This is a genomic window from Candidatus Omnitrophota bacterium, from assembly GCA_034717435.1.
GTDB lineage: Bacteria > Omnitrophota > JAUWXU01 > JAUWXU01 > JAUWXU01 > JAYELI01.
This window is the reverse complement of sequence record JAYELI010000045.1, coordinates 19,473-29,029: the sequence shown is the minus strand read 5'-3', so window position 1 is coordinate 29,029 and position 9,557 is coordinate 19,473. Positions and strand designations below refer to the sequence as shown.

18 protein-coding genes are annotated in these 9,557 nt (G+C 42.1%); all 18 read left to right on the top strand.

Annotation, left to right across the window (positions count from 1 at the left end; translation table 11 throughout):
* Window positions 1-345 precede the first annotated feature (345 nt).
* The 18 genes from U9Q08_04020 to U9Q08_03935 all read left to right on the top strand — a co-directional run bounded on the left by U9Q08_04020 (window position 346) and on the right by U9Q08_03935 (window position 9,545).
* A complete protein-coding gene (locus U9Q08_04020; GenBank protein MEA3328878.1) occupies window positions 346-750 on the top strand; it encodes a transcriptional repressor in 405 nt (134 codons plus the stop codon).
* Between the two features lie 116 nt (window positions 751-866).
* Window positions 867-1,241, top strand: coding sequence for a DUF5320 domain-containing protein (locus U9Q08_04015; protein ID MEA3328877.1), 375 nt, complete (start codon window positions 867-869; stop codon window positions 1,239-1,241).
* A 104-nt stretch (window positions 1,242-1,345) separates the two neighbouring features.
* Entirely contained in the window at window positions 1,346-1,744 is a 399-nt protein-coding gene (locus U9Q08_04010; protein MEA3328876.1) for a NifB/NifX family molybdenum-iron cluster-binding protein, read from the top strand.
* Between the two features lie 15 nt (window positions 1,745-1,759).
* Window positions 1,760-2,134, top strand: a complete 375-nt coding sequence (locus U9Q08_04005) for a NifB/NifX family molybdenum-iron cluster-binding protein (GenBank protein ID MEA3328875.1) — start codon at window positions 1,760-1,762, stop codon at window positions 2,132-2,134.
* A gap of 53 nt (window positions 2,135-2,187) precedes the next feature.
* Complete coding sequence (locus tag U9Q08_04000) at window positions 2,188-2,412, top strand: hypothetical protein (GenBank protein MEA3328874.1); 225 nt, start codon at window positions 2,188-2,190, stop codon at window positions 2,410-2,412.
* A gap of 7 nt (window positions 2,413-2,419) precedes the next feature.
* On the top strand, window positions 2,420-3,265 hold the full coding sequence (locus U9Q08_03995) for an ATP-binding protein (GenBank protein MEA3328873.1): 846 nt from the start codon (window positions 2,420-2,422) through the stop codon (window positions 3,263-3,265).
* A gap of 22 nt (window positions 3,266-3,287) precedes the next feature.
* Window positions 3,288-4,139 (top strand): ATP-binding protein, encoded by an 852-nt coding sequence (locus U9Q08_03990; protein MEA3328872.1) that lies wholly within the window; start codon window positions 3,288-3,290, stop codon window positions 4,137-4,139.
* Window positions 4,136-4,849, top strand: a complete 714-nt coding sequence (locus U9Q08_03985; GenBank protein MEA3328871.1) for an MBL fold metallo-hydrolase — start codon at window positions 4,136-4,138, stop codon at window positions 4,847-4,849. Before U9Q08_03990 ends, U9Q08_03985 begins: the two co-directional genes overlap by 4 nt.
* Window positions 4,850-4,884: 35 nt before the next feature.
* Complete coding sequence (locus U9Q08_03980) at window positions 4,885-5,202, top strand: J domain-containing protein (GenBank protein ID MEA3328870.1); 318 nt, start codon at window positions 4,885-4,887, stop codon at window positions 5,200-5,202.
* On the top strand, window positions 5,199-5,825 hold the full coding sequence (locus U9Q08_03975) for a methyltransferase domain-containing protein (GenBank protein ID MEA3328869.1): 627 nt from the start codon (window positions 5,199-5,201) through the stop codon (window positions 5,823-5,825). The genes U9Q08_03980 and U9Q08_03975 overlap by 4 nt, the downstream gene beginning before the upstream one ends.
* Window positions 5,826-5,847: 22 nt before the next feature.
* Window positions 5,848-6,480 (top strand): hypothetical protein, encoded by a 633-nt coding sequence (locus tag U9Q08_03970; GenBank protein MEA3328868.1) that lies wholly within the window; start codon window positions 5,848-5,850, stop codon window positions 6,478-6,480.
* Between the two features lie 115 nt (window positions 6,481-6,595).
* Window positions 6,596-7,111 carry a peptidylprolyl isomerase gene (locus U9Q08_03965; GenBank protein ID MEA3328867.1) on the top strand — a complete coding sequence of 172 codons (516 nt, stop codon included), beginning with the start codon at window positions 6,596-6,598 and terminating at the stop codon, window positions 7,109-7,111.
* A gap of 93 nt (window positions 7,112-7,204) precedes the next feature.
* Window positions 7,205-7,582 (top strand): hypothetical protein, encoded by a 378-nt coding sequence (locus U9Q08_03960; protein MEA3328866.1) that lies wholly within the window; start codon window positions 7,205-7,207, stop codon window positions 7,580-7,582.
* Window positions 7,583-7,631: 49 nt separating this feature from the next.
* Window positions 7,632-7,886, top strand: a complete 255-nt coding sequence (locus U9Q08_03955) for a SemiSWEET transporter (protein ID MEA3328865.1) — start codon at window positions 7,632-7,634, stop codon at window positions 7,884-7,886.
* Between the two features lie 20 nt (window positions 7,887-7,906).
* Window positions 7,907-8,278: a hypothetical protein gene (locus tag U9Q08_03950; GenBank protein MEA3328864.1), complete on the top strand. Its 372-nt coding sequence runs from the start codon at window positions 7,907-7,909 to the stop codon at window positions 8,276-8,278.
* Window positions 8,279-8,306: 28 nt separating this feature from the next.
* Window positions 8,307-8,663: a hypothetical protein gene (locus U9Q08_03945; protein ID MEA3328863.1), complete on the top strand. Its 357-nt coding sequence runs from the start codon at window positions 8,307-8,309 to the stop codon at window positions 8,661-8,663.
* 19 nt (window positions 8,664-8,682) lie between these two features.
* A complete protein-coding gene (locus tag U9Q08_03940; protein ID MEA3328862.1) occupies window positions 8,683-8,964 on the top strand; it encodes a hypothetical protein in 282 nt (93 codons plus the stop codon).
* Window positions 8,965-9,050: 86 nt separating this feature from the next.
* On the top strand, window positions 9,051-9,545 hold the full coding sequence (locus U9Q08_03935; GenBank protein ID MEA3328861.1) for a nitroreductase family protein: 495 nt from the start codon (window positions 9,051-9,053) through the stop codon (window positions 9,543-9,545).
* The last annotated feature ends 12 nt before the right edge of the window (window positions 9,546-9,557 follow it).

Below are 9,557 nucleotides of genomic sequence, written 5' to 3'. Positions count from 1 at the left end.
GGAATACTCAGGACTTCCTTCGGTCGCCCTTCGGGAATACTCAGGACTTCCTTCGGTCGCCCTTCGGGAATACTCAGGACTTCCTTCGGTCGCTTACGCTCCCTCAGGATGACACCTATCTTAAAAAAAACAAAATTAAGGACTTGGGAAGTGTGCAGTTTTAAACTTTAAACTGTGCACTTTTAATTTTTAAATAACACTGTTTTGAAAAATACTTGACAAAGAAGGATTTGTAAGGTATATTTGATAATGGAAACCGTTATCAATAGGAGATGACCGATGCCTGGACGAAATGGAACAGGACCACCCTGGTGGCACGGAAGATTTCGGGGACGCGGCTACAGAATGACAGTGCCAAGACAGTTAATATTGGACGTATTAAGTAAAACGTCTAAGCATTTAAGTGCTGAAGATGTATATCTGGCTGTTCATAGGATCTACCCCGGAGTGGGGCTTACGACTGTTTATCGCACCTTAGAACTACTGGTTCAGATGGGACTTGTTTTTAAGTTTGATTTTGGGGATCGGAGAGCGCGCTATGAATTATCAGATGGTCCTAAAGGCGAAAGGCATCATCACCATTTAGTATGCAGGAAATGCGGCAGGGTCGTTGACTATACAGAGTTTATTAATGAGGAAGCGGAGTTGCTTGACAAAACTGAAAAAGTCCTTTCTCAAAAGTATAATTTTAAAATTACAAATCATCTTATCCAATTTTATGGATTATGCAGTGAATGCGGCCAATCATAGAATGAAGTAGATATTTCGGACGCTGTTATTCATCGCGTCCTCAGTATAAATTCGCATTTATAACTTACCTCACTTTGTTTCGTAAGTTATAGGTTCATTTAAAGGAGGTGATTAAAATGCCAGGTGGAGACGGAACTGGTCCTGGAGGAATGGGACCGATGACAGGCCGTGCTGCCGGTTATTGCGCTGGTTACCCTGTGCCGGGTTATATGAACCCAGCTGTTGGTAGAGGTTGGAGGGGTAGGTTTGGCGGCGGCTGGGGCCGAGGAGGCGGCTGGGGCCGAGGCCGTGGCTGGGGCCGATGGGCAGCATATCCATACGGAGCAGGTTTTTACGAAGCGCCGCAAGCAGGAAGTTATTACGGGGGGTCTTTGACTTCTCAGCAGGAAGCTGATATGCTTAAGGAACAGGCCGAAGCAATGCAGGAAGAGATCAAGGCGGTCAACCAGCGGATTAGCGAGCTGGAATCGGCAGCAAAAAAGAATAAATAAAAATGCTCAAATTAAAACGGAGCAGGCGAGACAAAACTTGCTTGTCTGCTCCTTTCTGCCTGTTGCCAGGCAGGTTGAGTATTCACTATTAAATGGAGGTGCTTATGCGGGTAGCTATATCTACAGATGGAGATTTTGTGTCTGCCCATTTTGGCCGTTGCCCGTTGTTTACCATTATTGATATTAAAAATGGTAAAGTGGCCAAGAAAGAGATTGTCAATAACCCGGGCCATCAACCGGGATTTATCCCGCAGTTTTTACACCGGCAGGGAGTTCAATACATAATTTGCGGCGGTATGGGCATGCGGGCAACGGGGTTTTTTGACGAACTCGGCATACAGACAATCGTTGGTATCAGCGGCAGGGTAGAGGATGTAATAGAAAAACTGCAAAAAGGAACGCTGGAGGGCGGTGAAAGTTTATGCAGTCCCGGTTCGGGGAGGGGTTATGGGGTAGAAAAGACCGTATGTGACCATCCCGATGATGAGAACCATAAACAGTAATTAAGAGGAGGAGCTATGAAGGTTTGTGTTACTTCCGAAGGAAAAACCCTTGATTCTAAGGTTGATCCTCGTTTTGGCAGGTGCCGGTATTTTGTGTTTGTAGATGCCGATACTTTAGCGTTCGAGGCAATGCAAAATCCGAATATCGAAGCAATGGGAGGGGCAGGAATTCAGTCCGGCCAGCTTATTGCAGAAAAAAATGTAAAAACAGTACTTACCGGTAATGTCGGTCCTAATGCTTTTCAGACTTTGCAATCAGCGGGTATAGATATAATTACCGGGGCATCAGGTACCGTTAAAGAAGCGGTGGAAAAATATAAAAAAGGTGAATTGAAACCCACAGAAGGGCCAAGCGTAAGTTCAAAATTTGGCATACCGCCAAAAAAATAACCTGAAAAAAATATAAAAGAAACAATAGTATTTCCAAAACAAGGGGGTGTAAAATGCCAGGTGGAGATGGAACAGGACCATTCGGCCGGGGCCCGGGATCAGGTAGAGGCATGGGCAGAGGCGGCGGCAGAGGCAGAATGGGCGGAAATCGCCCTGGAGCAGGGCCGGGAGGAGGATGCGTGTGCCCAACTTGCGGCACAAGGGCATCTCATCAGGTGGGAGCTCCTTGTTATTCTATGAATTGTCCTAAGTGTGGAACAAAAATGATTAGAGAATAGGATAAGTATGATTATTGCTGTCGCCAGCGGCAAGGGCGGAACGGGTAAGACCACAGTTGCGACGAATCTTGCATTGTCGATTCCGAACACGCAGATTTTAGATTGCGATGTGGAAGAACCCAACTCTCATATTTTTATAAAGCCGGAAATCAAAAACAAAGAGCTTGTCTCTATCCCCGTGCCTAAAGTTGATGAGTCTAAATGTGACGGGTGCGGCAGGTGCCGGGCAGTTTGTGTATATAATGCCATAGCGGTTGTAAATAAAAAAGTTTTAATATTTCCTGAGCTTTGTCATGGATGCGGTTCATGCACTTATTTTTGCCCTCAACATGCGATAGAAGAGGTTAACAGGGAAATAGGTTGTGTTGAATTGGGAAACAAAAGAGATTTACAATTTGCCCATGGTAAGCTTAACATAGCAGAGATGATGGCTCCGCCGCTGATTAAAGCGGTTAAAAAACATATCAATCCCGCTCGGGTAAATATTATTGACGTACCTCCCGGAACATCCTGCCCGGTAATTACAGCCATAAAAAAAAGCGATTTTTGCATCCTGGTCACTGAACCAACTCCGTTTGGCTTAAACGACCTTATCCTTGCGGTTGAAGTGGTAAGGAAACTTAAAATTCCATTTGGTATTGTTGTTAACCGCTCTGATTTGGGGGATAGAAAAACAGATAATTACTGCCGCCGGGAGAACATACCGATATTTATGAAAATACCATTTAAAAAAGAAATAGCTTCCTGTTATTCAAATGGCGGGGCAATTGTAGAGTTTTTTCCCGGATACCGGCAGCAGTTTTATAAGTTGTTTGAGACAATTAAAGATGTTGTCGAAAAACCAAAGAAATAAAAACATTTTTTAAAGGTTAATTATGAAACAAATTGTGGTAATAAGCGGCAAGGGCGGCACAGGCAAAACAGTAATTACAGGTGCTTTTGCTGCTTTAGCGAAAAATAAAGTGATGGCTGACTGCGATGTTGATGCGGCAGACTTGCATTTATTGTTGAAGCCTCAGATAAAAGAAAGATACATATTCAAAAGCGGAGTGACGGCATTTATTAATAGAGAACTTTGTATTCAGTGCGGTAAATGTATCGAATTGTGCCGTTTCGATGCTATAAGTAAAGGCTTTATAGTAGACCCAATTTTCTGTGAAGGATGTGCGTTTTGTAGTTTTGCCTGTCCCGTAAAAGCTATAGAGATGAAAGAGAATACTTCAGGCGAATGGTTTATATCAGATACGAGATTCGGCCCGATGGTGCATGCCAAACTTGGTATTGCTGAGGAAAATTCAGGAAAACTCGTTGCGCAAGTTAGGCAAAGAGCAAAACAGATAGCAGAAAAGCAAAACTTCGATTGGGTTATTATAGATGGCGCTCCGGGAATAGGCTGTCCGGTTATCGCCTCTATTACGGGGGTAGATTGCGCCTTAGTTGTAACCGAACCGACATTGTCAGGACTGCATGATGCCGGAAGGGTTATCAGTGTTACTAAGCATTTTGGAATTCCGACAAAATTAGTGGTGAATAAATATGATTTGAACCTTGAAATGACGGAAAAAATAGAAAAATATTGCCGCAAAAACAATATTTCGTTTATTGGAAAGGTAAGATTTAATAAATCTGTGGTAAAAGCGATGGTTGAAGGAAAAACAATCATAGAATATAATGACGGTGGAACAAAAGAAGAAATTGTCGGTATATGGGAGAAGATGCAAAAATGAGAATTCATATACTTTTTAATAATGAATCATTAAGCAGGAAATTTTCCGTAGGCTGGGGTTTTTCCTGCTTGGTCGGTAACCATATTTTATTTGATACGGGAGAAAACGAAAAATATCTGTTTAGGAATATGAAAAGTATGAATGTTGACATTTCAAATATAGAAACAGTTGTTATTTCTCATGAGCATTGGGACCATACGGGTGGTTTATGGGGAATATTAGAACAAAACAGAGGGCTTAAAGTTTACGTTTGTCCCGGCTTCAGCAAAGAATTCAAAAAACAGGTAGAAAATTTACATGGAAAACTTATAGAGGCAGATAAATTTGTTGAAATTTCAAAGAATATTTTTATTACCGGCGAAATGCCCGGAACATACAATGGCCGGTATATGCCCGAACAGGCGCTTGTTGTAACGACAGAGAACGGCATTACTGCGATTACCGGATGTGCCCACCCTGGAATTATAAAGATGATAGAAAGTATAAAAGAAAAATTTTTTAACAAACGGTTCTATTTAGCATTCGGAGGATTTCATTTAACAAATAAAGATGAAAAAGCCATAAAAACGATAGTTGAAAGATTTAAACAAATGGGAATTAAGAAAGCCGGCCCCGCTCATTGCAGCGGCAAAGCAGCCGAGCAGATTTTTAATAAGGAGTATGAAGATAACTTTATTGCGATAAGAACAGGGCAGGTACTGAAAGTCTGATCTATAAAATACGTTAAATAAAACGGGAACATAAAATGGCAAATTTCAGACAGATTAATCAAGCAAAAAAATTATTAGGATTAGACGACTACGCAACATTAGAAGAGGTAAAGGCTGCTTACAGAAAGCTTGCTTTAAGGCATCACCCGGATAAATGTTCCGATGGCAAAAAAAAGGAGCGTGAAGAAGAATTTAAAAAGATAACCCATGCTAATGACATTCTTATGGCCTACTGTGCAGGCTACAAGTATTCTTTTAAAGAAAAGGACGTAAAGAGGAATGTCATGAATAAAGAACTTTACGAACATCTTAAGAGATTTTACGATGGTTGGTGGGGGGACCTGGACCTATGAATGATATTTTTAATTGTTATTATAAAAAATATGATGCATGGTATGATAAAAACAGGTTTGCTTATTTATCGGAGATAGAAACCATTAAAAAAGTCTTGCCTAAAAAAGGCAGAGGTTTGGAAATTGGCGTAGGCACGGGAAGGTTCGCTGCGCCTTTGGGCATTACAACCGGGATTGACCCGTCAGAAAATATGCTTGGGGTTGCCAAAGAGAAGGGCATAAATGTGCACCTGGGTTTTGGCGAACATCTTCCATTCAAGAATGCTGCTTTCGATTATGTAATGATTGTCATTACGTTGTGTTTTGTTCAAAACCCGGAGAAAGTTTTAAAAGAATCCAGAAGAGTTTTAAGGAAAGGTGGAAACATTATTGTCGGCATCGTAGATAAGAATAGTTTTTTAGGTAAATTTTACCAGAAAAAGAAAAGTATATTTTACAAACAGGCAAATTTTTTCAGCGTCAAGGAAGTTGCTGGTTTGCTTAAAATTACGGGGTTTAACCGGTTTTCTTATTACCAAGCAGTATTTCAGCTGCCGGATAGAATGAATTCTATCGAAAATCCGCAAAAAGGATTTAAAAAAGGCGGATTTGTGGTAATCAAGGCCGGAAAAGCCGCCGGTTGATGCTTTTGAAAATTAAGCTATGGTGATCGCGCAAATTTATAAAGAATTAAAACAGCATGCCCCCTTTACAATTTTCGGAGCAATTATCGGCATAGCTATTATGTTGTTGTTCCGGAAGGTGTCTTTCAGGGTTTCCCATAATATTTTCTATGTACTTCATCCCCTGCACGTTGTTCTAAGCGCCCTTGTTACCGCATCGATGTATAAACTTCATAAGTGTCCGCGCATCGGAAGCAGATGTATCAGGGGCGGATGTAATTTTTGGATTCTGATTATTATCGGTTATACAGGTTCTATCGGAATAGCTACCTTAAGTGATTCAATTATTCCTTACCTGGGAGAGGTTTTGCTTAAGATGCCGAACAGGGGCATTCATATAGGTTTTATCGAAAAATGGTGGTTGATCAATCCTTTGGCATTTTTAGGTGTTGCGATAGCATATTTTAATCCGGAAACAAAAATTACACATTCCGGGCATGTTTTGTTAAGCACAGCGGCTTCGTTGTTTCATATAATTATGGCACTAGGGCAAGGGCTGCATTGGCTGCACTATGTAATTGTTTTTATTTTTCTATTTTTAGCGGTATGGATACCCTGCTGCGTAAGCGATATTGTATTTCCCCTTTTGTTTGTAAAGGAACCAAAACATAATTGACTGATACCAGGGCAGTTTACGCTCTGGATCCAGTTACAGGTTTTGAACTGCTGCAGCCGTAAGATAGTAATTATCGGAGGATAAAATTATGAAGCAAATTTTGATTGCGTTAACAATGGGTTTTTTGATCAGCAGCGTGGATGTTCAAGGCTCTACTTCAAACGGCGGAATCGTAGTCCTGGAAACAAATCAGGGCGTAATAGAAATTAAATTAATGCCTGATCTGGCTCCTAAGACCTGTGAGAATTTTACCAGGCTGATCGCAGAAGATTATTATAACGGGATAATCTTTCATAGAGTAATAAAAGATTTTATGATCCAGGGCGGAGACCCCAGCGGAACAGGAAGGGGCGGCAAGTCAATCTGGGGTAAGCCCTTTGAGGATGAAGTAAGCCCTAAAATTACATTTAACAAGGCCGGCTTAGTGGCTATGGCGAATGCCGGCCCAAATACAAACGGCAGCCAATTCTTTATTACCACCGCGAAAACACCCTGGCTGAACATGAAACACACAATTTTTGGCGAGGTTATATCAGGTTATGACGTTGTGCAAAAGATAGAAAATACTCCCGTGGACAGATCCGGCAGGCCTGCCGGTGAGCAAAAGATTATAAAGGCGTACATAAAATAGGTTAGGAAAACAAAGTGTTAATGATAACCCTCGGGGCGGTTTGTTATCAGGAGTATAATCGAGAAAGGCAATAGGTCAAAAAAGGAGGACATTATGGTCACATTGGTCAGGCTGTTTGGTGTTGTGATGGTGGCTTGCGGGGTTATTTTTCTAATAAGCCCGGATCTGATGAAGAAATATATAGATTTCTGGACGGGAGCAAGAGGAATAAAGAGAATTTATGCCGGAGGGGTTTTAAGCCTGTTAATCGGTATTTTCATGCTGTTTGCTGCTTCAGAGTGCAGTGTACCCGAGTTTGTAATTTTTATCGGCATCTGGGGGATTGTCAAGGGGATAGTTCTTTTTATCCTTGGGGGGCTGAAAAAACTGGCACCCATATTTAATTGGTACACAACAAGGAAGCTTGTAGTACTGCGTATCATGGCCTTTTTAGTGTTAACCCTTGGCACGCTATTGATTTGTTCTGCGTAGCGTTAAAAAGCTTTCAATGCCGGCCGAATTTAATTTGAAAGGATAAATTTTGAAAATCGATTCTATAGTAGGCGTAATTGCCGGAACCCTGTGCGCGGTGTCATTTTTACCTCAGGTAATACAAGTTGTTAGAACAAAGCACACAAAGGATTTGTCCCTGGCTACGTTTCTGGTTCTCTCCCTGGGTATTTTTTTGTGGTTGATATACGGCATCTTAATAGAACAACTCCCTGTGATTTTGGCAAATGGGGCGATATTGCCGCTGGCTGTTTTGATTCTTATAATGAAGATTAAATACAAATAACTTTTTAAAGGAGGTGTGCTGTGGCTGAGTTTATAGTGATTAAGCTATTCGGTATTGCCATGGTGTCTGCCGGGGTTGTTTTCCTGATAATTCCGGATGCCATAAAGAAGTATCTGACTTACTGGACAAAAGCCAAGAGAGTCTATACAGGAGCGGGGTTAAGTGTCTTGGCTGGTATTATTTTCTTGCTTGTTGCTTCACAATGTAAATTGGCCTGGTTTGTAGCCCTGCTTGGTATCTGGGCAATTGTCAAGGGTATTATTCTTTTTGTGCTCGGGCCGAAAAAATTCACATCCAAGGTTAACTGGTGCTTATCAAAACCACCGGGAGTTCTGCGGATGATGGCCGTTTTGGCGTTGGTCATTGGCACAATGCTTGTCTGCTCTGTGTAGCGGATAGAAAACAAAACAGAGGTCTAAAATGGTCGCTGATATACTGGGTACAATTTGGGTATTGCTGGGGCTGTTGTGGATAATCAAACCCCGGATGTTAAGGAACCGGCTGGCAAAGAAGATGAATCGTAAAATGCGCTGGATCGTGTATGGTTTTATCATAATGCTGGCATTTTCTTTGCTGGGCGTAGTAATGAAGGCGCAAGGCATACCCTTAAAGATTGCCGGATCAATCGGGATATTGATTGCCGTAAAAGGCATTCTTACGGTTAAGTCAAAGGCCTCGGAAAAGATAGCCGGCTTTTGGACCGATAGGCCCCTGGTATTTTTCAGGATATGGGGCGGGATTATTCTGGTGAGCGGGGTGCTGTTGATTTTAAGTTAAGACCGGAAGGACTGCTGGGATGAAAATAAAATGGCCTCGATCATCCGAAAGAGGCTTTTTTGCATTATTGGGGCTTCTGCTGGTTGCGGTAATGATTTTAATTCTTTATTGGACGGTATTGAAGGTTTATTCCGGAAAGACTCCTCTTGCCGGCAGAAAAACCGAAAAGGCATTGGCAGAACAGGGCATGGATGTTTCGAATCAACAGGCAATCTTAAATAGCTTTCAGGAAAAGATACGGGATGCCGAAAAAAAGCTTCTGGAGCATGAGAAGAAAATAGAAAGTTTAACAAAGTGGTAGTTTAAAAAGAGCATTTCAGGGACGAGTTTGAGCTTGACCGTGGAACAGGTTTGAGATTGTTGCCCCGGGAATTAGAGGAGGTAAAAGTGGAGACTTTTGAATCAATAGTTAAGAGGACAAGCATAAGGCAGTATCGGGACAGGCCGATCGAAAAACCGCTGCTGGAGAAACTTGTTGATGCCGCCAGGCGGGCGCCCAGCGCAAGGGCTGTTGAGCCGTGGGAATTTGTGGTTATCGAGAATAAAGAAACATTGACCAGGCTCGGACAGACAGCCAGTTCGGGCGTTTTTATTAAGGATGCGGTTGCTTGTATAGCGGTATTTTGCAAAGAAACTAAATATTACCTTGAAGATGGATGCGCTGCTACTGAAAATATCCTGCTTGCCGCCGCAGACCTTGGCCTGGGAGCGTGCTGGGTAGCCGGCGATAAAAAGCCTTATGCAGATGAGGTTTCAAAACTCTTAAACGCCCCTCCCGGATTGAAGCTGGTGAGTCTGGTGTCTTTAGGGTGGCCAAAGGAAGAAGACAAACGAGAAAAAGTCCGCAGTTTGCAGGATGTGATACACTGGGAAAGATTATAGCATTATCATATT

What these genes read in the sequence shown, in the direction of transcription:
- U9Q08_03960 (MEA3328866.1), top strand. Translation starts at nt 7,205, where the DNA reads ATGGTCACATTGGTCAGGCTGTTTGGTGTTGTGATGGTGGCTTGCGGG.
- U9Q08_04015 (MEA3328877.1), top strand. Translation starts at nt 867, where the DNA reads ATGCCAGGTGGAGACGGAACTGGTCCTGGAGGAATGGGACCGATGACA.
- U9Q08_04005 (MEA3328875.1), top strand. Translation starts at nt 1,760, where the DNA reads ATGAAGGTTTGTGTTACTTCCGAAGGAAAAACCCTTGATTCTAAGGTT.
- U9Q08_04000 (MEA3328874.1), top strand. Translation starts at nt 2,188, where the DNA reads ATGCCAGGTGGAGATGGAACAGGACCATTCGGCCGGGGCCCGGGATCA.
- U9Q08_03945 (MEA3328863.1), top strand. Translation starts at nt 8,307, where the DNA reads ATGGTCGCTGATATACTGGGTACAATTTGGGTATTGCTGGGGCTGTTG.
- U9Q08_03975 (MEA3328869.1), top strand. Translation starts at nt 5,199, where the DNA reads ATGAATGATATTTTTAATTGTTATTATAAAAAATATGATGCATGGTAT.
- U9Q08_03940 (MEA3328862.1), top strand. Translation starts at nt 8,683, where the DNA reads ATGAAAATAAAATGGCCTCGATCATCCGAAAGAGGCTTTTTTGCATTA.
- U9Q08_03995 (MEA3328873.1), top strand. Translation starts at nt 2,420, where the DNA reads ATGATTATTGCTGTCGCCAGCGGCAAGGGCGGAACGGGTAAGACCACA.
- U9Q08_04020 (MEA3328878.1), top strand. Translation starts at nt 346, where the DNA reads ATGACAGTGCCAAGACAGTTAATATTGGACGTATTAAGTAAAACGTCT.
- U9Q08_04010 (MEA3328876.1), top strand. Translation starts at nt 1,346, where the DNA reads ATGCGGGTAGCTATATCTACAGATGGAGATTTTGTGTCTGCCCATTTT.
- U9Q08_03990 (MEA3328872.1), top strand. Translation starts at nt 3,288, where the DNA reads ATGAAACAAATTGTGGTAATAAGCGGCAAGGGCGGCACAGGCAAAACA.
- U9Q08_03985 (MEA3328871.1), top strand. Translation starts at nt 4,136, where the DNA reads ATGAGAATTCATATACTTTTTAATAATGAATCATTAAGCAGGAAATTT.
- U9Q08_03980 (MEA3328870.1), top strand. Translation starts at nt 4,885, where the DNA reads ATGGCAAATTTCAGACAGATTAATCAAGCAAAAAAATTATTAGGATTA.
- U9Q08_03965 (MEA3328867.1), top strand. Translation starts at nt 6,596, where the DNA reads ATGGGTTTTTTGATCAGCAGCGTGGATGTTCAAGGCTCTACTTCAAAC.